General features: G+C 72.7%; 18 protein-coding genes and 1 tRNA gene. 12 read left to right on the top strand and 7 right to left on the bottom strand.

Annotated elements, in window-relative coordinates:
- Positions 1–85 precede the first annotated feature (85 nt).
- The 7 genes from VGI02_RS16150 (at position 86) to VGI02_RS16120 (ending at position 7932) form a co-directional block, all read left to right on the top strand.
- On the top strand, positions 86–772 hold the full coding sequence (locus VGI02_RS16150; RefSeq protein WP_331628595.1) for a DUF6474 family protein: 687 nt from the start codon (positions 86–88) through the stop codon (positions 770–772).
- A 369-nt stretch (positions 773–1141) separates the two neighbouring features.
- Positions 1142–2776 carry an IclR family transcriptional regulator domain-containing protein gene (locus VGI02_RS16145; protein ID WP_331628593.1) on the top strand — a complete coding sequence of 545 codons (1635 nt, stop codon included), beginning with the start codon at positions 1142–1144 and terminating at the stop codon, positions 2774–2776.
- 10 nt (positions 2777–2786) lie between these two features.
- Positions 2787–3851, top strand: a complete 1065-nt coding sequence (locus VGI02_RS16140) for an ABC transporter ATP-binding protein (RefSeq protein WP_414638293.1) — start codon at positions 2787–2789, stop codon at positions 3849–3851.
- A complete protein-coding gene (locus tag VGI02_RS16135; protein WP_331628589.1) occupies positions 3848–4648 on the top strand; it encodes an ABC transporter permease in 801 nt (266 codons plus the stop codon). The genes VGI02_RS16140 and VGI02_RS16135 overlap by 4 nt, the downstream gene beginning before the upstream one ends.
- A gap of 119 nt (positions 4649–4767) precedes the next feature.
- Positions 4768–5784 carry a glycine betaine ABC transporter substrate-binding protein gene (locus VGI02_RS16130; RefSeq protein WP_331628587.1) on the top strand — a complete coding sequence of 339 codons (1017 nt, stop codon included), beginning with the start codon at positions 4768–4770 and terminating at the stop codon, positions 5782–5784.
- A gap of 160 nt (positions 5785–5944) precedes the next feature.
- Positions 5945–6922, top strand: a complete 978-nt coding sequence (locus VGI02_RS16125) for a glycine betaine ABC transporter substrate-binding protein (protein WP_331628584.1) — start codon at positions 5945–5947, stop codon at positions 6920–6922.
- Between the two features lie 29 nt (positions 6923–6951).
- A complete protein-coding gene (locus VGI02_RS16120; RefSeq protein WP_331628582.1) occupies positions 6952–7932 on the top strand; it encodes a glycine betaine ABC transporter substrate-binding protein in 981 nt (326 codons plus the stop codon).
- A 31-nt stretch (positions 7933–7963) separates the two neighbouring features.
- On the opposite strand, the gene VGI02_RS16115 is transcribed toward VGI02_RS16120, so the two are convergent.
- The 3 genes from VGI02_RS16115 to VGI02_RS16105 all read right to left on the bottom strand — a co-directional run bounded on the left by VGI02_RS16115 (position 7964) and on the right by VGI02_RS16105 (position 11082).
- Entirely contained in the window at positions 7964–8626 is a 663-nt protein-coding gene (locus VGI02_RS16115; RefSeq protein ID WP_331628580.1) for an NAD(P)H-binding protein, read from the bottom strand.
- A 126-nt stretch (positions 8627–8752) separates the two neighbouring features.
- Entirely contained in the window at positions 8753–9697 is a 945-nt protein-coding gene (locus VGI02_RS16110; protein ID WP_331628578.1) for a hypothetical protein, read from the bottom strand.
- A 221-nt stretch (positions 9698–9918) separates the two neighbouring features.
- Positions 9919–11082, bottom strand: coding sequence for a 5-methyltetrahydropteroyltriglutamate--homocysteine S-methyltransferase (locus VGI02_RS16105; protein WP_331628575.1), 1164 nt, complete (start codon positions 11080–11082; stop codon positions 9919–9921).
- 138 nt (positions 11083–11220) lie between these two features.
- On the opposite strand from VGI02_RS16105, the gene VGI02_RS16100 reads away from it, so the two are divergent.
- Positions 11221–13626 carry a glycoside hydrolase family 65 protein gene (locus VGI02_RS16100; RefSeq protein WP_331628572.1) on the top strand — a complete coding sequence of 802 codons (2406 nt, stop codon included), beginning with the start codon at positions 11221–11223 and terminating at the stop codon, positions 13624–13626.
- Between the two features lie 103 nt (positions 13627–13729).
- On the opposite strand, the gene VGI02_RS16095 is transcribed toward VGI02_RS16100, so the two are convergent.
- On the bottom strand, positions 13730–15223 hold the full coding sequence (locus VGI02_RS16095) for a serine/threonine-protein kinase (RefSeq protein WP_331628569.1): 1494 nt from the start codon (positions 15221–15223) through the stop codon (positions 13730–13732).
- A 283-nt stretch (positions 15224–15506) separates the two neighbouring features.
- Here VGI02_RS16095 and VGI02_RS16090 point away from each other — a divergent pair, with 283 nt between their 5' ends.
- Both VGI02_RS16090 and VGI02_RS16085 read left to right on the top strand, forming a co-directional pair.
- Positions 15507–15899 (top strand): antitoxin, encoded by a 393-nt coding sequence (locus VGI02_RS16090; RefSeq protein WP_331628567.1) that lies wholly within the window; start codon positions 15507–15509, stop codon positions 15897–15899.
- Positions 15899–16714, top strand: a complete 816-nt coding sequence (locus VGI02_RS16085; protein WP_331628565.1) for a thioesterase family protein — start codon at positions 15899–15901, stop codon at positions 16712–16714. The genes VGI02_RS16090 and VGI02_RS16085 overlap by 1 nt, the downstream gene beginning before the upstream one ends.
- A 13-nt stretch (positions 16715–16727) precedes the next feature.
- Here VGI02_RS16085 and serS read toward each other — a convergent pair whose 3' ends face one another.
- The gene (gene serS / locus VGI02_RS16080; protein ID WP_331628563.1) at positions 16728–18029 is read right to left on the bottom strand and encodes a serine--tRNA ligase; all 1302 of its coding nucleotides are present in this window, start codon (positions 18027–18029) and stop codon (positions 16728–16730) included.
- Positions 18030–18182: 153 nt separating this feature from the next.
- Between serS and rfbB the strand changes: the two genes are divergently transcribed.
- Positions 18183–19220: a dTDP-glucose 4,6-dehydratase gene (gene rfbB / locus VGI02_RS16075; protein WP_331628561.1), complete on the top strand. Its 1038-nt coding sequence runs from the start codon at positions 18183–18185 to the stop codon at positions 19218–19220.
- Positions 19221–19300: 80 nt separating this feature from the next.
- Here rfbB and VGI02_RS16070 read toward each other — a convergent pair whose 3' ends face one another.
- Together VGI02_RS16070 and VGI02_RS16065 are read right to left on the bottom strand one after the other, a co-directional pair.
- Positions 19301–20341: a glycoside hydrolase family 183 protein gene (locus tag VGI02_RS16070; protein WP_331628559.1), complete on the bottom strand. Its 1041-nt coding sequence runs from the start codon at positions 20339–20341 to the stop codon at positions 19301–19303.
- A gap of 29 nt (positions 20342–20370) precedes the next feature.
- A tRNA-Leu gene (locus tag VGI02_RS16065) sits at positions 20371–20453 on the bottom strand.
- Positions 20454–20638: 185 nt separating this feature from the next.
- Here VGI02_RS16065 and VGI02_RS16060 point away from each other — a divergent pair.
- The coding region (locus VGI02_RS16060; RefSeq protein WP_331628557.1) for a DUF3662 domain-containing protein at positions 20639–21049 on the top strand (411 nt) is incomplete at its 3' end.

Genomic DNA, 21049 nt, shown 5'->3' with positions numbered 1-21049 from the left:
GCCGGCAGGCCGCTCCGCGGTCGCGGGGCGGGACCGGTCCCGGGGCGCCCGGCGAGGGCCGGCCGCCGGGACAGCGGGAGGACCCATGGCGCGGCGACGCAGCACGAAGTACTCGGTGGAGCTCGGCGGGGACGACCGCGACGGTGAGATCGGCGACGGCGTCGTCCTCCTGAGCCGCAAGGCCGCCAAGCAGGCCGCGAAGGCCGAGAAGCAGACGGCGAAGGCGGCCGAGGCGGAGCGCCGGGCCGCGGAGAAGTCCGCTGAGATCGAGAAGGCCTCCGCGAAGGAGGCCCAGGAGAGCGAGGGCGACGCGCTCACCGGCGCGAAGGTGAAGCGCTGGATCGGCATCGCCCGCGTCGTCGTGCCGGTCGCCGCGCCGATCGTCTACCAGGCCGTGGGGGCGGCGCGCTCGCGCGTCGACGACTTCCGCGCCCGCCGGCTCGGGGTCGCTCCCGACGAGCTCTCGGCGTTCTCCGGCCGGGGGACCGCGCTCTACGCCCGCTGCCACAACCTCGCGAACTCCGTGCGCGAGCTGGCGAACCGGCGGCCCGACGACGGCGAGGTCCGCACCTTCACCGCCGACGCCCGCACCCGGCTCTCGGACCTCGAGGCAGCCGTGCGGTCCGCGGAGCAGATGCCCGCCGGGCGTCGTCGCCGGGCCCACCTGGCGGTGGCGGGCGAGCTGGACCGGCTCGAGGCGCGCCTGCTCGGTCTGTGGGGCCTCGACAGCACCGGTGACACGAGCAAGGGTCTCCCCGCCGCCGGCCGCTGAGCCGTCCGGCACCGGCGCGGACGGTCAACGGCGCGGTCGCTTCCTGCAACGTCCGGCCCACGTCCGCGCGCTCCCGGTGCCCGGTGACCCCCTTCCGGCGGAGTCACCCAAAGTTACGACGCAACGTCAGCCCGTTCACCCCGACGAGGCCAACCGGACATCTTCCACAGAGATCCGCTGCTCAGAGGGCTGTCCGGGACGCTGAGTCACCGGTTGCTGGTCACCTGATCGACCACGACCTGACCCGGAAGTCCCAACTACCGGGTGACAACCTCATGGGCAGCCCCTTAATCTCTCGCAGGCCGTTGCCCGCTCGGCAACGACGGTTGCCCCTTGCGCTCCTCGCGTCAGGGAGCGGAGAGGGGGGGCATGAGTCCACGCACCTCGCGCGGCGCCGTGCCGGACGACGGGTCCGCCGTCGCCGCCACCCCGGCCGCACCCGCCCCCACGGCCGGCGACGCCTCCGGCGGCGGCCAGGTGCACCGGGCGCTCGCGATCCTCGAACTGCTCGGCGACCCCGAGTCGGTCGGGCTCGGCGGCCCCGAGGGGACCGCCGTCGAGGCCCCGACGTCGTTCGGCGTCGTCGAGATCGCCCGCACCCTGGGGCGGGACAAGTCGCAGGTCTCCCGGCTGCTCCGGCTGCTCGCCGACGCCGGCTTCGTGGAGCGCGAGGCCGGGACGCTTCGCTACCGGATCGGCACGCGGCTGTTCTCGCTGGGCGTCCGCGCCGTGAGCAAGCGGCTGCGCGACGAGGCCGACGCCCTGGTGGAGCGCGAGGCCGCCCTCCTCGGCGAGCGCGTCGAGGTCTGCGTGCGCAGCGGGGGCAGCGCCATGACGGTGAGCACGGCCGCGCCCGACAGCGAGCTGCGCGCCGTCGGCTGGGTCGGGCGCACCGTGCCCCTCTCGTGCACCGCGGGCGGCCGCGCGCTGCTGTTCGACCTCGACACCGCCGCGATCGCCCGCCTCATCGTCCCGGAGGGCCTGACGGCGACCGGGCCGGCGGCCCCGCGCTCGCTCGACGAGCTGGTGGTGCGGATCGCCGAGGACCGGGCCCGGGGATGGTCGCTGGCCCGCCACGAGATGGACCGCGGGCTGCTTTCCGTCGGCGCCCCGGTACGCGACGCGGCGGGCCGCGTCGTCGCCGCCGTGACGGTGGGCGGACCGGACTCCCGCATCGACCCGGTCCTGGCCGAAGTGAGCACCGGCGTGCTCCGCGCGGCGGCCGACCTCTCGGTCGCGATCGGCGCCCCGGGCGCCCCGCCCGCGCCACCCCCCGACCACCCCGCCCGTCCCTCCGACCAGAAAGGAAGGAGTGTCGTGAACGTCTTCCAGTACTTCGCCGCGAACAGCGCGCAGATCCTCAACCTGACGATCCAGCACGCACAGTTCGTCTTCTACTGCGTGGCCATCGGCTCGATCGTCAGCGTCGCCATCGGGCTGGTCGTGTCCACCGGCGAGCCCAACCCCAACCGGTTCAGCTTCGACTGGTGGGCCACCGGCATCCGCGAGGGCTCGCTGCTCATCACCGCGGCCGTGCTCACGGTGCCCTCGCTGGCGCTCTTCGTGCTGTTCCTGCCGATCACCGGCCTGGGCGTGACCACCGCGATCATCGTGCTGACGATCTACACCCTCTACACCGTCCTCCGGAACACGGTCGCCGGCCTCACGGCGGTGGACCGCGCCGTGCTGGAGTCCGCCCGCGGCCTGGGCTACGGCCGCGTCCGCCGGCTCCTCACCATCCAGCTCCCGCTGGCCTGGCCGGTCATCCTCAACGGCATCCGCGTGACCACCCTGATCTCGATCTCGATCGCGGTGGTCGCCTCCATCGTGCAGGGACCGGGCCTCGGCAAGCTCCTGCTCACCGGCATCACCCGGATCGGCGCGGCGAACGCCTTCCCGCAGGTCCTCATCGGCACGGTGATGTGCCTCGTGGTGGCCGCCTTCTTCGAGATCATCTTCGCCATCGTGCAGCGCCTGACCATCCCGAGGGGGATTCGTGTCTGAGACCGAGAACATGATCGTCCTGGAAGGCGTCGAGAAGATCTATCCCGGCTCGACCGCCCCGGCGGTGGAGCGCCTGGACATGGTCGTGCCCCGGGGCGAGATCGTCATGCTGATCGGCCCCTCGGGCTGCGGCAAGACGACCACCCTGAAGATGATGAACCGGCTGATCGAACCGACGTCGGGACGGATCCTGCTCGACGGCGACGACGTCACCGACGTCAACGGCGACCAGCTGCGCCGCAAGATCGGCTACGTCATCCAGCAGGGCGGGCTCTTCCCGCACTTCTCGATCGCCGACAACATCGGCGTCGTCCCGAAGATGCTCGGCTGGGACAAGAACAAGGTCCGCGAGCGCGCCGACGAGCTCCTCCACCTCGTGGGGCTCGAGCCCTCGACCTACCGCGACCGCTACCCGCGGCAGCTCTCCGGCGGTCAGCAGCAGCGCGTCGGCGTCGCCCGCGCGCTCGCCGCGGATCCGCCGGTGATGCTCATGGACGAGCCGTTCGGCGCCATCGACCCGATCACCCGCGACCGGCTCCAGGACGAGTTCCTGGAGATCCAGCGCTCCGTGGGCAAGACGATCGCCTTCGTCACCCACGACCTCCAGGAGGCGGTGAAGCTCGGCGACCGGATCGCGGTCTTCGCCACCGGCGGCCGCCTCGCCCAGTACGACGACCCGGACACCGTGCTCACCCACCCGGCCGACGACTTCGTGTCGGACTTCGTCGGCGGCGGCGCGGCGGTGCGGCGCCTCTCGCTGCTCGAGCTCTCCCGCCTCGAGCTGCACCCGATCGCGACCGAGGAGTCGGCGGTCGGCAACCGCAACGGCACCCCGGTCGCCGAGGTGGACGCCCAGGGCCGCCCGGTGTCGTGGCGGCACCTCGCCGACCGCGAGGCCTCGGGCACGGCGCTGGTGACGGTGCCGCTGTCGGGCACGGTCTACGACGCGGTGGACGTCATGCTCGACGGCTCCGCGTCGCTGGTCGCGGTCGTCGACGACGAGGGTCTGCCCCAGGGCGTGCTGCACTGGAACGACCTCGTCGCGGGGCTCAAGACGCGGGAGCGTGAGCGGTGACCGGGGTCGACCTCCAGCCCGGGATCCCGAAGAAGACCGAGGAGGCCGAGAGCGGCTCGAGCGGGTTCCTCGGTGTGATCCGCGCGAACTACGACCTGCTCGTCGCGCCCGTGATCGTGATCATCGGCCTGATCCTGACCTACGTGTACGTGAGCACCCGGACCCTCGACTCGATCGAGACCCGGGCGCTCGAGCCGGCGAACGTGTTCAGCCAGCTGGGCCAGCACCTGCTGCTCACGCTGTACTCGACCGTGCTGGTGCTCGTCATCGCGGTGCCGCTGGGCATCGCGCTGAGCCGGCCGGGAGCCCGGCGGATCCAGGGCGGGGTGCTCGCCATCGGCGGCTTCGCCCAGGCCCTGCCGCCGTTCGGCGTGCTGCTGCTGCTCGGGTTCTGGGAGTTCGGGATCCGCAGCGCGGTCATCGGCCTCACGCTGGCCGCCCTGCTCCCGGTGCTGCGCAACACCGTGGTCGGCCTCCAGCAGGTTGACCAGTCGCTGATCGAGGCCGCCCGCGGCATGGGCATGTCGTCGCGGCAGACCCTCTTCAGCGTCGAGATCCCGCTCGCGGTCCCGGTCATCGTGGCCGGCCTGCGCGTCGCGCTCGTCCTCAACGTCGGTACGGCCACCCTGGCCACCTACATCGGGGCGGGCGGGCTCGGTGAGCTCGTCCAGCAGGCACTGCGGCTCAACCGCATCAACCTGCTCTTCGTCAGCGGCGCGATCATCGCCGCCCTCGCGCTGCTCATCGACTGGCTGGCCGGCGTCGCTGAGCGGTTCATCGTCTCCCGGTCGGGGTGATCACCGGGGGGAACGGGTGCCCGGGCGGGTCGAGGGAGTCCGCCCGGGTCACGGCAAGACCACGCACGATCCACGCCGAGGCCCCGCAAGGACCTCGCATCACGAAGGAGGCACGACCAGTGCAGTGGAAGACTCCGGGCGGCCGAGGCCGCCTGCACGGGTGGAAGGCGTCGGCGGTCACGCTGGCGGCCACCGCCCTGCTCGCGGCGGGCTGCGGGGGCCTGTCCGGCAGCGGTCAGCCGCAGGCCACCGGCGGCAGCCTCGCCGCGAGCGGCATCAACCTGCAGGGCCAGACGTTCACCGTCGGCGGCAAGGACTTCGACGAGCAGCTGTTCCTGTGCAAGGCGCAGGTCCAGGCGCTGCAGTCCGTCGGCGCCACCGTCAACGACCGTTGCGGCATCCAGGGCTCCGCCGCCGCGCGTGCCGCCCTGACCAGCGGTCAGATCGACATGTACTGGTCCTACACCGGGACCGGCTGGATCACCGACCTCAAGCAGACCCAGGTGATCAAGGACTCGCAGCAGCAGTACGTCGCGACGCGGGACCTCGACAAGCAGCAGAACAACATCGTCTGGACCAACCCGACCCCGTTCAACAACACGTACGCCATCGCCACCACGAAGGCGTTCGCGGAGCAGAACAACATCAAGACGACGTCGGACTGGGCGAACTTCATCAACTCCGGCAACCCGAACGCCACGCTCTGCGTGGAGCCCGAGTTCGCCGGCCGTGACGACGGCCTCCCGAACCTGCTGCGCACCTACGGCGTCACCAAGCCGTACTCGTCGCCGCCGGCCGTCACCACGCTCGACACCGGCGTCGTCTACCAGGCGACCGCCAACGGCAACCCCTGCAAGTTCGGCGAGGTGTTCACCACCGACGGTCGCATCCCGGGTCTGAACCTGGTGGCGCTGCCCGACGACAAGAACTTCTTCCCCATCTACAACGCCTCGAACACCATCCGTGGTGACGTGGCCGCGAAGGCACCGGGCGTCGTCCAGGTCTCGAACGAGATCGCGAAGCGCCTGGACTACAACACGATGCTGGGCCTCAACGGCCAGATCTCGTCGCAGGGCCAGGACCCGGCCCAGGTGGCGAAGACCTGGCTCCAGCAGCAGGGCCTGATCGGGCAGTGACCCGGTCCGGTGTCACCGACCGGCGCTGATCGGCCGGGACATCAGGGCAGGACGACGGGGAGGTCCTCCGGGGCCTCCCCGTCGTCGTCTGCCGGGACCGGTCCTCCCCGCCGGAGGGCCGCGCCCCTTCCCACGACCGCGCTCCCCCGGGAGGAACGGCATGCGCCGTGTGCGTCTGCTCCCGCGGCTCCTCGCCGCCGTCCTCGCCCTGTGCTGCCTGTCCGTGCTGGCGGCGGGGTGCTCCGCCGACGCCCGGACGCGGCTGACCCCACCGGGCAGCTTCGCCCGCGACGTCGACCTCTCCGGGCAGACCTACGTCGTGGGCTCCAAGGAGTTCGACGAGCAGCTGCTGCTGTGCCGCATGACGATCGCGCTCCTGCAGTCGGCCGGGGCGGCGACGGTCGACCGCTGCGACACCCAGGGCTCTGACACCGTCCGCTCGGCGCTGACCTCCGGCGCGATCGACATGTACTGGGAGTACACCGGGACCGCGTGGCGCATCTACCTGCGCCAGGAGGGCAGGCTCACCGATCCCGACGAGCTCTTCGCCGCCGTGCGCGACGCGGACGCCGCGAACGGGGTGTCCTGGCTGCGGCAGGCACCGTTCGACAACACGTACGCGGTGGGGGTGGCGGCCGCGACGGCCGACCGGCTCGGCGTGCGGACCATCTCCGACCTCGCCGGGCTCGTCCGCTCCGGGTCACCGGACGCCACGATGTGCATCGACCAGGAGTTCACCGGCCGCGAGGACGGCCTCGTCGGCCTGCTGGGTACCTACGGCTTCCAGTTCCCCGGCGGGGCCCTCACCACGACCGACCTCGGGGACATCTACCCGGCGGTGGCCGCCGGGCGCCCGTGCGCGTTCGGTGAGGTGTTCGCGACCGACGGCCGGCTCAACGCGCTGCGGATCAACACGCTGACCGACGACCTCGGGTACTTCCTGCCTTACCACGCGGCGCTGACCGTGCGCTCCGACGTCCTGGCCCGGAACCCCCGCCTGGCCCTGCTCTCCGAGCGGCTCGCGCCCATGCTCACCGCCCAGGTGATGCGGGAGCTCAACGCCCGGATCTCGGTGGGGAAGCGCTCGCCCGACGAGGTCGCGCGCACCTTCCTGCGCGAGCAGGGGCTCATCGGCTGAGGCCCGCGACGTGCTGCGATGATGCCGCGGTGCCCCGGAAGGCCCGCGTGTGTGTCCCGGTGCTCGCCACGGCACTCGCGGTGTCGCTCTCGATGCTCGCGGGCTGCGGCAACTCCACCCTCGGTTCCCCGGACGCGTCCGGGGGCCTGCTCGCGCACCGGGCCGACCTGCGCGGGGCGAGCTACGTCGTCGGTGGCGGGCCCACCACGGCCCTGCGCCTGCTCTGCCAGATGACCATCGCCGCGATGCAGACCGCGGGCGCCACGGCCGAGGATGAGTGCGGCAAGGTCGGCGCCCTCGACGTGCACGACTCCTCGCAGCGCTCCGACGTCGACACCGGATGGGCCGCGCTGCGCACGACCGGTCCCGACGGCACCCCGGCGCCCGGCGGCGGGCTCCCGCCGTCGGCGACACCCCTGGCGACGCTGCGGGCCGCGGACGCCCCCCGCGACGTCGCGTGGCTGGATCCCACGGCGTTCGACGGCGCCGACGTCGTCGTGACCCGTCCGGGCCGGGCCGCCGACCTCCCGGCGCTCGCCGCCTCGACCGCGGCCGGGCAGGCGACGCTGTGCGCGACCGCGGACGCCGTCCCCGGGTCCCCCGTCGCGCCCGGCACGGCCGCCCTGCTGGCCGGCTACGGCTTCGCGCCCTCCACCAGGGTGGTGCCCGCGGACGCGGGCGCCGTGCTCGCGGGCGTCGCGACCGGGCGCTGCACGGCAGGCCTGGTGCCGGGCGAGTCGGGGCGGGTGCCCGCGCTCGGGCTGGTCGCCCTTCCCGACGTCCGCGGGGTGCTCACCGGACCGGCCGGCCCGCGGGGCTTCGCCCCGGTCATGCGCCAGGGCACCCTGGAGGGCCATCCGGCGGTGGTGGACCTGTTCGGGGAGATCACGCGACGCCTCGACGGGACCGCGATGCGGGGAATGGTCCGCGAGGTCGAGGTCGACGGGCGCGACCCCCGCGACGTGGCCCGGCGGTGGCTGATCGCCGAGGGTCTCGTCGCGAAGGGCTAGTCGCGACGGGTGGTGGTCGCGGTGCGGGTGGTCAGCGCAGGGACTCGATCGCCGTGCCCAGGGGCACGGTGCCGTTGATCAGCTCGAGGGTGCGCCCGGCCGTGCCGGGGGCGTCGAGGAGGGCGACCAGGGTGGCGGCCGTGTCGGCCCGGGTGACCTCCTCGTGGCCGACCTTCGTCTCGGCCAGGGTGACGCGGCCGGTGGCCTGCTCGTCGGTCAGCCTGCCCGGGCGCAGGACCGTGACGTCGAGGGCGGCGCGGTCGAGGACGCCCCGGTCGGCGTCGCGCTTCGCGCGCAGGTATTCACCCCACACGGAGTCGTCCTCGGCCTGCGAGGGGGCGTCGGCGGCACCCATGGCGGAGACGATCAGGTAGCGGCGGACCCCGGCTGCCACGGCGGCGTCGGCGAGCAGCAGGGCCCCGTCCCGGTCGACGGTGCGCTTGCGCTCGGCGGTGCTGCCCGGGCCCGCGCCTGCCGCGAACACGACCGCGTCGGCGCCCGCGAGGTGGCGGGCCAGATCGTCGGACCCGATCGCCTCGAGGTCCACGACGACCGGCTCGGCGCCCGCCGCCCGGACCTCGTCGGCGTGGTCGGGGTTGCGGACGAGGGCCACCGGCTCGTCCCCGCGCCTGGCGAGCTGCTCGGCGAGGAGCAGGGCGATCTTCCCGTGGCCTCCGGCGATGACGATGCGCATGTCGGCGGCCTACCCGGGGTCCGGCGCCGGCACGCCTGACCGAACGAACGACTCGTTCGTGCACATAGAAGCCACGAACGAGTCGTTCGTTCGGACGTCGACGAGTGCCATCCCGGCCACGAGCAGCTATGCGGGGACGACGACGAGGTCCGGCGCCGGCCGGGACGCGGCGAGGCGGTGGTAGGCACGGAGCTCCTCGAGCACGCGCTGCGGTTCCCGCTTCAGGCGGCTCGGCCTGTGGTGGGCCACCACGACACCCGCCCCGATCATGTCCGCCCGGCGGCGGGCCGTCGCGTCCTCCTCGGGAGGGTGGAACTCGAGCGAGTCCTGCTCCCAGGCCATGCCCACCTTCGGCTCATAGCCGTCCGGCGAGGCGAGGAAGCGGCCGTTCGGGAGATACAACCTCGGGTTCCAGAGCATGGGCGGCAGTCCACTGTGGGCGTAGAGATCCCGACCCCAGCCCTCCACCGCGGACCGGATGCCGTCGGCGATCTCCTCGAGGACCTCCCGCACCAGCCCGGAGCCACGCTGGTTGCCGGCGTCCAGCTCCTGGTGGAGCCGGGCCGCCGTCGTGCGACGCTGCTGCACCGCGTCGGCGAGCAGGGCCCGCACCTCGTCGCGACCCTCGAGGCGGCGGGCGGTGTCGAGGACGGCCCGATCGAGTGGCGCGACCGGGACGCCGTCGCGGTCGACCGGATCGGGCAGGCGCTTCGTCCGCTCCACAACGAGGGCGGGCACACACCGACGATGCCGGTCCTCGCTCACCAGGACGTGCAGCTCGGGAATCTCGGGGAGTCGGCGTAGTCCATGACGTCGGGTGGCCTCGGCGCCGGTCAGCACGGCGTCGTCCCCCGAGTACAACAGCGCGGCGGCGATCATCTGTTCGCGGGTCGGGCGTCCGCTCTGCATCACGATCACGCCGGGGAAGGGACGCAGCCAGCGCCCGGACCTGACCCGGAGAGCGATCGTCTCGCGGCGCAGTCCGAGCGCGACGAGCGCAGCCACCCTGGCGACGCCGAGCGGCGCCAGCGCGGCGAGATCGGCGTGGTCGACGGAACTACGACGAGGCATGGCAGCAGGGTGGGCAACGGTGCCGCGTCCTGGGGTTCCGGAGGCCGGGCCCTGTGGACAACTCCTCGCCCGCTGCCGGTGGGGATCGATCGCGGGCCGTTCAGAGCACCGGTCGTTCGGCCGAATACGCGACCCCACCGCGAACGAACGACTCGTTCGTGGCTTCTAGGTGCACGAACGAGTCGTTCGTTCCGAAAAGTGGGGAGTGGAGATCCGGAGGATCAGCCCCACACGTCGCGCGCGACCGAGACGATCAGCTCGAGCTTCGCGACCTCCTGCTCGTAGGACAGCTCGTTGCCCTCGACCGTGGAGGAGAATCCGCACTGCGGGGAGAGGCAGAGCTGCTCGAGCGGGACGACCTTGCTCGCCTCCTCGATCCGCCGCTTCAGGGTGTCCGGGTCCTCGAGTTGGCCCGACTTCGTCGTCACCAACCCCAGCACCACCTGCTGGTCCCCCCGCGGCACGTAGCGCAACGGCGAGAAGTCACCGGAGCGGGCGTCGTCGTACTCGCAGAAGAAGCCGTCGACGGCGAGGTCGCCGAACACCTTCTCGGCGACGTGGTCGTACCCGCCCTCGGCCGCCCAGGACGAGCGGTAGTTGCCGCGGCACATGTGGGTCGTGACGCGGAGGTCCTCGGGCCGGTCGCGCAGCGCGAGGTTGATGGTGTCGACGTAGCGCTCGTGCATGCCCTCGGCGTCCTCGCCGCGCGCGGCCATCGACTCGCGCTGCGCCGGGTCGTTGAGGTACGCGAGCGAGGTGTCGTCGAGCTGCAGGTAGCGCACACCCAGCGCGTACAGCCGGGCGATCTCGTCGCGATAGGCGGCGGCGAGGTCCGCCCAGAACTGGTCGGGATCGGAGTACGGCGAGCCCTCCGCATGGTCCAGCTCCGCTCCGCTGCGTGTTCCGACGTGCACCGGGGCGCCGCCGAGCCGGTAGTGCAGCATCGACGGGGACGGGATGGTCAGCTTCGGCACCGCGCTGGTGGTCATCGAGGCCAGCGTCGTGAAGGCGTCCCCGAAGATCGTCGTCGAGAGCCCGATCCGGCGGTCGATGACCAGCGACATCGACGCGAACGTCAGGTTGCCGCTGGCGTTGCGGAAGGCCACCTCCACCGACGAGTCCTTCGACGAGGACACCCCGTCGAGCTGGTAGAGGAAGTCCATGTGCCAGGAGGACCGGCGGAACTCGCCGTCGGTGGCCGACTGCAGGCCCACCGACTCCTGCATCGCGACGGCGTCGCGGATCGCGTCGTCCTCGGCGGCGCGGAGCTCGTCGTCGCCGACGCGGCCCTCGGCGTGCGCGGCGCGCGCCGTGAGCAGGGCAGGCGGACGCAGGAGGCTGCCGACGTGATCGGCGCGGAACGGAGCCAACTTCCGTGCGGACATGCGCACAGCTCACCGCGACGGGGCCCCTCCGGTCATCCGGGGTCCCACCCAGCGGAAACCGGATGTGCGCCGGCCCCGGGCGACCGCCGACCCCGCACGACCCGGCCCGCCCGGCGTCGGAATGGTTACAGTCCCCCCGTGATCTCGAACGTGTTCGACGTCGACCCCTGGTCCGTGCACGAGCCCGAGCTCGACGTGGACCTGCTCGGCCAGACCGAGTCGCTCTTCGCGCTCGCCAACGGGCACGTGGGGATGCGCGGCAACCTCGACGAGGGGGAGCCGCACCGCATGCCGGGGACCTACCTCAACTCGTTCTTCGAGTCCCGGCCGCTGCCCTACGCCGAGGGCGGCTTCGGATTCCCCGACGAGGGCCAGACGCTGGTCAACGTCCCGAACGGCAAGCTCATCCGCCTGCTGGTCGACGACGAGCCGCTCGACATCCGCTACGGGCAGGTGCACGCCCACGAGCGCACCCTCGACCTGCGCTCGGGCCTGCTCACCCGCCACGTCGAGTGGACCTCGCCGAACGGGCAGCGCATCGAGGTCACCTCGCAGCGGCTGGTGTCCTTCTCCCAGCGTGCCGTCGCGGCCATCTCCTACGAGGTGTCCATCCCCGCCGACGCCGGGTCGGACGCGCTGCTCGTGGTCCAGTCGGAGCTGTTCGCCAACGAGCAGATGCCCCAGATCGAGGGCGACCCCCGGGTGGCCGCCGCGCTCACCGACCCGCTGGTGCCCGAGCACCACTCGCACTCGCACAACGGCGCGCGGATGACCCACCAGACGCGGCGCTCCGAGCTGCGGGTCGGTGCGGCCATGGAGCACCAGGTCTTCGGCCCGGACGACGTGCAGGTCGAGAGCTCGTGCTCGAACAACGTCGGGCGCACCACCGCGATCTGCCGGCTCCAGCCGGGCCAGTCGCTTCGCCTGGTCAAGTACCTCGCCTACGGGTGGTCCAGCTCGCGCTCGCAGCCCGCGATCGTCGACCAGGTCGAGGCCGCGCTCGACGCGTCGCTCTACACCGGCTGGGACGGCCTGGTGGCCGCGCAGCGCGACTACCTCGACGCCTTCTGGGCCCGCGCCGACGTCGAGATCGACGGCGACCCCCGCCTGCAGCAGGCCATCCGCTTCTGCCTGTTCCACGTGCTGCAGGCGGGCGCGCGGGCCGAGAAGCGCGCGATCGGCGCGAAGGGGCTGACCGGGCAGGGGTACGACGGTCACAGCCTCTGGGACACCGAGACCTTCGTGCTGCCCGTCTTCATGTTCACCCAGCCCCGCGCCGCGGCGGACGCCCTCTGGTGGCGGCACTCGACACTGGACATCGCGTGCGCCCACGCCGAGCACCTCGGCCTCAAGGGTGCGGCGTTCGCGTGGCGCACCATCCGCGGTGAGGAATGCTCCGGGTACTGGCCGGCGGGCACGGCCGCGTTCCACGTCAACGCCGACATCGCCGACGCCGTGCTCCGCCACGTCGCCGCCACCGCCGACGACGACTTCGAGCGGGAGGTGGGGGTCGACCTCCTCGTCGCGACCGCGCGACTGTGGCGCTCGCTGGGGCATCACGACAGCGAGTCGAACTTCCGGATCGACGGCGTGACCGGCCCGGACGAGTACTCCGCGGTGGCGGACAACAACGTCTACACGAACCTGATGGCACAGCGGAACCTGCGCGGCGCGGCCGACGTGTCCGTCCGGCACCCCCGCGAGGCGGAGCGGCTCGGGGTGAGCTCCGAGGAGATCGCGAGCTGGCGGGCGGCCGCGAACGCGATGGTCATCCCCTGGGACGAGAAGCTCGGGATCCACCCGCAGGCCGAGGGTTTCACCTCGCACGCGCTGTGGGACTTCGAGCACACCCCCGAGGAGCACTACCCGCTGCTGCTCAACTACCCCTACTTCGACCTCTACCGCAAGCAGGTCGTCAAGCAGCCGGACCTGGTGCTCGCCATGGTGCAGTGCCCGGACTCGTTCACCCCGGAGCAGAAGGCGCAGAACTTCGCCTACTACGAGCGGGTCACGGTGCGGGACTCCTCGCTCTCGCCCGGGACGCTCGCGGTCATGGCCGCCGAGACCGGCCATCTCGACCTCGCCTACGACTACCTCTGCGAGTCCGCGCAGATGGACCTCGCCGACCTCGAGCACAACGTGCGCGACGGCATCCACCTCGCCGCCCTGGCCAGCTCGTGGACCGCGATCGTCCAGGGCCTCGGCGGGATGCGCACGCACAACGGCAAGCTCTCGTTCGCGCCGCGGCTGCCCTCGGCCGTCTCGGGCCTGCGCTTCCGGGTGCTGTGGCGGGGGCGCTCGATCCACCTGGAGATCGGTCACGGCGAGGCCCTGTACACCCTCGAGGAGGTCGCCGAGCACCCGTCGGGCCCGTCCGGGATGACGTCGACCTCCACCGAGGCCCTCGACCTGCGCCACCACGACGAGGACTTCACCCTCACCGCGGGCGAGCCCGTGACCCTCGCCATCCCGGCCGCACCGCCGCGCGGGCCGATCGACCAGCCGCCCGGGCGGGCGCCGCTGTTCCGTCGGCTGCACCAGTAGCCCACCGGATGTGAGGCCGGCCCCCGTTCTCCGGGGGCCGGCTCACGCCGACGCGGTCGAGCCCCGTGGGGGCCGCCGGCCGAGGGGTCAGCGGGTCGAGGGGTCAGCGGGTCGAGGTGTCGCCCTGCTGCGGCTGGTTGGCCCCGAACTGGTTGGGCACCAGCAGGTTGCCGCCGTTCGGCTGCTGGTTCTGCTGATTCGGGTCGACCGTGGACGTGACCGTGTCCTGCGTCGAGGGCTGCGTCGACGGCGGCGGGACGACGGTCGTCGTCACCGGCGGCGGGGGCGCCTGCGTGGTGGTCGGGGCCTCGGTCGTCGTGCGCCGCGAGCGCGTGGTCGTACGCTCCTCGGTCGTCCTCGTGGTCGTGGTCACCGGCGCAGGCGGGGCGACCGTCGGGACCGGGGCGGGGACCTGGGCCGAGTTGTTGCCGAGCAGTGCGTAGGCACCGACGCCTGCCGCCACGAGGACCACCGCGATGAGCGCGACGATGATCGGCCAGCGCTTGCGGCGGGCCGGTTCCTCGGCGACGGCGCCCCCCGCGGCCGTCCCGGGCCCGACGAGTGCGGTCCTGCCGTCCTGGCCGTAGGGCGGGTAGCCCCCGGGCGGGGTGCCGACGCGCTGCGTGGCGCCGTACGGGTCGTACGCCGCGGGCGGGGTCCCCGGGTTCATGGCGTAGGTCGCACCCGTGCCCGGCGGAGTGGGCGGGTGGCCCATGGCCGTCGTGCGCATCGCGTTCGAGCCGGTCGTCGGGGCGGGCGCGAGCACCGTCTCGGCGTCCATCCCGGTCTCGCGCGCGATCATGCGCAGCTCGCCGACGACCTGCTCGGTGGTCGGGCGCTCGGCCGGCTCGTCGCGGGTCATGGCGACGAGCAGGCCGCCGAGCGCGGGCGGGAGGTCCGGCGGGATGTCCGGCGGGCGGTGCAGGCGCGCGACGGCGGCCTCGAGGGCGTTGCCCGGGTACTCCCGGCGCGCGGTGATGCACTCCAGGAGCACGAGCCCGAGGGCGTAGACGTCGGACGCGGGCCCGACCGGCTGGCCGCGGACCTGCTCCGGGGAGAGGTACGACGCGGTGCCGATCACCATGCCGGTGGCGGTGATGTTGGTGGCGTCGGCGAGCACCGCGATCCCGAAGTCCGACAGGTGCGGACGGCCCTCGGTGTCGAGCAGGACGTTGCCGGGCTTGATGTCGCGGTGGACGACGCCGTGGCGGTGCACGTAGGTCAGGGCGTCCGCCAGCGCGGCACCGAGGGCGACCACGTCGCCGTGGCGCAGCGGTCCGCTGCGGATGCGGTCGGCGAGGGACTCGCCCTCGATGAGCTGCATGACGAAATAGGCGCGGCTGCCCTCGGCGCCCACGTCGTAGATCGTGACGAGGCCGGGGTGGTTCATCCCGGCGAGGGTCTGCACCTCGCGCTGGCGCCGGGACTCGTCGGCCTCGCCGACACCGGCCGGGAAGAGCTTGACGGCGACGTCGCGACCGAGCAGCTCGTCCCGGGCGATATAGACCTCCGCCGCACCGCCGCGACCGATGAGGTCGCCGAGCGTGTACCGGCCCGCGCCCACGGTGGACGGGGGGACCGCCTCCGTCGAACTCACCGCCCGCGCGCCTCCTCGTCCGCTCTGCCGACTACCGGTCCGCCCCGACGGACCCGACGTCACCGGCCGCGGAGCCGGGCGCCTGGCCCCATGGTGCCGTGTCGGTCCCCGGGGTCCGTCGGGGACCCCGTCCCGCGGTGCTCGGGACCCCGCTCGACACACCCCGTGAGCGCCGGGTGCCGATCCGTGACCTCCCGGGCGGAACGATCACCGGTGTCGGTGTCCGCCGGTATATTCGGGTATTCGGCGACCCTGACACCGCGAGAGAGCACGAGGGACAGCCATGGACCGCGACGAGATCACCCGCCAGGGCAAGCAGATCGCCAATGACCTGAAGGACACCGTCAGCTCGAAGGTGTCCGAGAACGAGGGCACCATCAAGGGCACCCTCGGCAAGGCCGCCCGCTGGGTCGACGAGAAGACCGGCGGCAAGTACTCCGACCAGATCGGCAAGGCCGAGGCCAAGGTCGGCGACGGGGTCGGCTGGGTCGCCTCGCAGGGCTCCTCGACCCCCGAGTCGGGCACCCCGGGCGCGCCCGGCGCCTCCGCGGCGGACCCGGCGCCCGGCACGGGCTCCACCGGGCCGAGCACGCCCGGCCCGACGCCGCCCGGGTCGACGCCGCCCGGGCCGATCACCCCCGACGACGGCGAGATGCCGCGCCCGCCGCAGGTCTGATGGGCGAGCTGGCCAAGGCGACCTCCACCGAGCCGACCGGCGAGCCCGGCCGGCGCGCCGCCCTGCTCGACGAGCAGTGGCGGATCGGGCCGAAGATGCACGGCGGGTACCTCCTCGCCGTGCTCGCCCAGGCTGCCGCGGACGAGGTGTCCGCCGCGGCCGGGCACGACGTCCCGGAGGCCGTCACCGGCACGTTCCTGCGGGCACCCGACCCCGGACCCGCCGTCGTGACCGTCGACGTGCTGCGCCGGGGACGGGGAGCCACGCAGGTGCGTGCCCGCCTCGACCAGGACGACCGCCCCTGCGTCGAGGCCGCCGTCGTGCTCGCGGCCGACCCGCGGGTCGACGCCCGCGACGGTGACGTGTCCCCGGATCCGGTGACGCTGACGCCGTTCGAGCAGTGCGCCCGCCGCCCCGTCGAGACCGACGACGGGCGCGGGCCGCTCCCGCTCATGGACGTCGTCGACACCCGGATCGACCCGGCCTCGCTGGGCTTCCTGTCCGGGCGGCCGACCGGCGAGGGCCGGATCGCCGGCTGGACCGAGCTGGACACGCGCGAGACGTGGTCGCCGATCGGGCTGATGGTCGCGCTCGACGTCCTGCCGCCCGCGTCGTTCGACCTCGGGCTCTACGGCTGGTCACCGACGATGTCGCTGTCGGCGCACGTGCATGCCGCGCCCGCCCCGGGTCCGCTGCGCGTCGTCCAGTGGGTCGATCACCTCACCGGCGAGCGGATGCACGAGACGTGCCGGGCGTGGGACACCTCGGGCCGGATGGTCGGGCAGGCCACCCAGCTCGCGGCGGTCCGTCGCTGATCCCGGCCGGGTCCTACCCGGTCGTCCCGTCGGCGAGGATCCGGCGGAACCCGGTGTACGGGTGGAGCACCTCCGGGATCGAGACCGACCCGTCGGGCTCCTGGAACTGCTCCAGCAGTGCCGCCATCGCCCGCCCGATCGGCAGCCCCGAACCGTTGAGGGTCGCGACGGCCTGTCTGCCGCCCTGCGCGTCCTTCGCCCGGATACCGGCCCGGCGCGACTGGAAGGTGCCGCAGTCCGAGCACGACGAGATCTCACGGAACGTGCCCTGGCTCGGGAGCCACACCTCGATGTCGTAGGTCATCCGCGCGGCGAACCCCATGTCGCCCGCGGCGAGCCGGATCACCCGGTACGCCAGGCCGAGCGCCTGCAGGCAGGCCTCGGCGTGCGAGACCATCAGTTCCAGCTCGGTGCCCGAGGACTCCGCGGCGCAGAACCGCACCATCTCGACCTTGGAGAACTGGTGCAGCCGCAGGATGCCGCGGGTGTCCCGCCCGTAGCTGCCCGCCTCCGACCGGAAGCACGGCGTCCACGCCGTGTAGGCCAGCGGGAGCGCCCCGGCGTCGAGCATCTCGTCGGCGTGCAGGTTCGTGAGGGGCACCTCGGCCGTGGGAATGAGGTAGAGGCTCCGGTCGTCGGTGCCGGTCCGGAAGAGGTCCTCCTCGAACTTCGGCAGCTGACCGGTGCCGGTCATCGTCTCGGGCGTGACCAGGTAGGGCACCGAGAACTCGGTGTAGCCGTGGCGGCCGGTGTGCAGCGACAGGAAGAGGGACGCGAGCGCGCGCTCGAGCACGGCGCCGGGGCCCCGGGCGACGCTGAACCGCGCGCCCGCGAGCTTGGCGGCCCGGCCGAAGTCGAGGATGCCCATCGCCTCGCCGAGGTCGACGTGGTCCTTGGCCTCGAACGAGAACTCCGGCGGCGGCCCCCAGCGGCGGACCTCGACCGCGTCGGCGTCCGAGTCGCCGTCGGGCGTCTCGTCGTCGGGGAGGTTCGGGATGGCGAGCAGGACCTGGCGCAGCTCGGCCTCCGCGGTGGCGACGCTCTCCTCCGCCTCCCGGATCTCGTCCTTGAGCTCGCGGGCACGGCCCTTGAGCTTCTCGACCTCCGGGCCCTGTCCCCCGGACTCCTTCGCGGCGCGGCCCACCTCCTGCGCGACCCGCTTCGACTCGGCACGCAGCTCGTCGCCGCGCGAGATCGAGGAGTTGCGCCGCGCGGACAGCGCCTCGAGACCCGCCATGTCCAGCGCGTAGCCGCGCCGCGCGAGGCGGCGGACCGCCTCGTCGCCGAGCTCGATGAGCGTCCGTGCGTCGTGCATGCCGTCCTCGGGGTGTCTGGTCGTCGCTGCCGGTATGCCCCGGAGAGCCGGGGTGTCACCAGGGTGCCGCACCGGCGCGTCCGGGCCTCGAGCGCGGTCGGTTAGGTTCGCGGGGTCGAAGTCCCTGACGCCCGCAGTCCCCAGGAGAGCCGAGTGTCCACCGTTCTCGTCACCGGTGCAGCCGGTTTCATCGGGTCGAACTTCGTGCGCTACTGGCGCCAGGTCCACCCCGCAGACAAGGTGATCGCGCTCGACGCGCTCACCTACGCCGGGGTCCGGGAGTCGCTGAACGGCCCCGACGGCGAGCTCCTCGACGGCGTCGAGTTCGTCCACGGCTCGATCGCCAACACCGACCTGATCGCGCACCTGCTGCGCGCCCACCGGGTCGACACGGTGGTCAACTTCGCCGCCGAGTCCCACAACTCGCTGGCCATCCTGCGCCCCGGCGAGTTCTTCGCGACCAACGTCATGGGCACCCAGGCGCTGCTCGAGGCCGTCCGCCGGGTCGGGGTCTCGCGGTTCCACCACATCTCGACCTGCGAGGTCTACGGCGACCTGTCACTGGACGCCGACGAAGCGTTCACCGAGGACTCGCCATATCTGCCGCGGACCCCGTACAACGCGGCCAAGGCCGGCGGCGACCACGTGGTCCGCGCCTACGGGCTGACCTACGACATCCCGGTCACCATCACCAACTGCTCCAACAACTACGGGCCCTTCCAGTTCCCCGAGAAGGTCATCCCGCTGTTCACCACCCGCGCCCTGGCCGGCGAACCGCTCCCGCTCTACGCGAGCACCAAGAACCGCCGCGAGTGGCTGCATGTCTCCGACCACGCCTCGGCGATCGACCGGGTCATCCACCACGGGCGCGCCGGCGAGACCTACAACGTCGGCTCCGGGGTCGAGGTCGACATCGAGGGCATCGCCGACACCGTGCTCGGCGCCCTCGAGCTCGGGCCCGAGCTCAAGACGATCGTCCCCGACCGGCCCAGCCACGACCGGCGCTACCTGCTCGACTCCACCAAGCTGCGCACCGAGCTCGGCTGGGCCCCCGCGGTGACCTGGACCGACGGGATCGCCGACACGGTGGCCTGGTACCGCGCCAACGAGGCCTGGTGGCGGCCGCTGCTCGGCCGCTCCCCCGTCGTCGAGGGCGCGGGCGCCGACTGGACCGGCGGCTCCGGCCGGTAGCTGCGCTGATCACCAGCACAGGAGGCAGGCTCAGCCAACGGCCGAGCTGCGCCCAGTGCTCCTGATCTCCGGGCGGCGCGTCAGGCAGGCACCAACGACGACACGTCCGCATGGAACTGCATCGCCTTGTAGGGCCAGTTGGTCGCGGTGTTCCACTGGCTGACGACGACGTCGAGGTCGGCCAGCGTCGAGCCGGGGACCGTGTAGCCGCCGTAGAGCTGCGCGACACGCCCGGCGCCGTGGTCCTCGTCGTCCCATCCGCAGCCCTGCACCAGCGTCGTCCGTGGCGCCGCGTGGAGGTTCGCCGTCGGGTGGTCGAGCAGGTAGGCGTCGATGCGGTAGTTCCCGGCGTCGAAGACGACGAGCAGCCACCACTCGCGCCCGGACGCGTCCGGGACCCGTCGCAGGGACATCTCGCCGAACGCCCCGGGGAGGACCTCGGTCGGGGCGCGCCCCCAGCCCCACGTCGCGCCGTCCCAGCCCCAGCCCTCCCACGCGGCCGCGTCGGCGAGGCGGTCGGGGCGGACGCGCTGGAGGAGCAGGCCACGGTCGCGCTGGAACCCCGTCGTGAGGGCGTACACCCACTCCCCGGCCGGGTCGATCTCCCACGTCAGCATCTGGAAGAGCCCGCCGAGGTGCGCCCCGGGCCAGCGGCAGCCCGCCGGGTCCCAGGTGCGCCCGCCGTCGTGGGAGACGTGCAGTTCGGTCGCGCGGGGGTTGCCCAGCCCGCGACAGGCCATGACGTGCAGGAACACGTCGTTCCCGATCGTGATCAGGTCCGTCGGCAGCACCGTGGAGATCTGGCGCCAGGCGAAGACGCTGCGCCCGACCCGCCGGTAGCCGTGATGGGTGTAGTCGACGACCTGGTAGGCGTACTCGCCCGGGCCTGCGGAGCCGGTCCAGCGCAGGCCGTCGGGACGGGATGCGGGGTCGGCGAACAGGATGATCGGGGACCGCCATCCGGGTCCGCCGACGCCCGCGTTCTCGAAGGTGTCACCGAACACCGACAGGAGGGGACCGTCCGGCGCCCTGACCATGGCGCCGAGGTCGGTCCCGCCGACGCCGAAGCGGTCGGTGATGCCGGGGCCGGTGAGATCGCAGACCTTGTGGGCGGGCTCCATGGCCACAGCCTGCCTGCGTGGGAAGTGTGTGGGCGAGGGGGGAGTTGAACCCCCACATCCTTTCGGATACACGGACCTGAACCGTGCGCGTCTGCCATTCCGCCACTCGCCCGGAGTGGTGTCGACCCGCTCCCGCGGTGATCGACGGCGACGACCGTAGCACGCGCTTCGTGGCCCACCCCGAAGGAGGTCAACGCGCCGAACGCATGGACCGATACCATCAATAAGCCCCTCGGAAGTGGCGACACTCCGGGCGGGGTGATGTCGGACGACGGACGTCGTGAGGAGGGATCGCGGGTGGGGCGCGCACAGCGCTTCGAGCGTGCGCTCGAAGGCCTCGTGGGTGACAGCTTCGCGCGGGTCTTCGGCGGCAAGGTCGTTCCCCAGGAGATCGCACAGGCCCTCCGCCGCGAGGCGGAGGACGGCGTGCGAGTCTTGGCAGGTGGGCGTGAGCTCGCGCCCAACCACTACACGGTGGCGCTCAGTCCCGCCGACCACGCACGTATGGCCGGCGACGAGGAGACCATCACCCACTCGCTGATCGACTGCGTGGAAGAGCACCTCACAGAGGGCGGGTGGGAGACATACGGTGAGGTCGTAGTCTCTCTGGAGCGTTCCGACGCGCTGCACACGGGACAGTTCCGCACCAAGTCGTCCGTTGACCCCGACGCGTCGCGGCAGCGGACCGCGAGCCCCCGAACCGCAGGA

This window comes from Actinomycetospora sp., from assembly GCF_036497245.1.
Taxonomy (GTDB): Bacteria; Actinomycetota; Actinomycetes; order Mycobacteriales; family Pseudonocardiaceae; genus Actinomycetospora.
The sequence above is the reverse complement of the archived record's forward strand: the minus strand, read 5'-3'. Positions and strand labels throughout refer to the sequence as shown.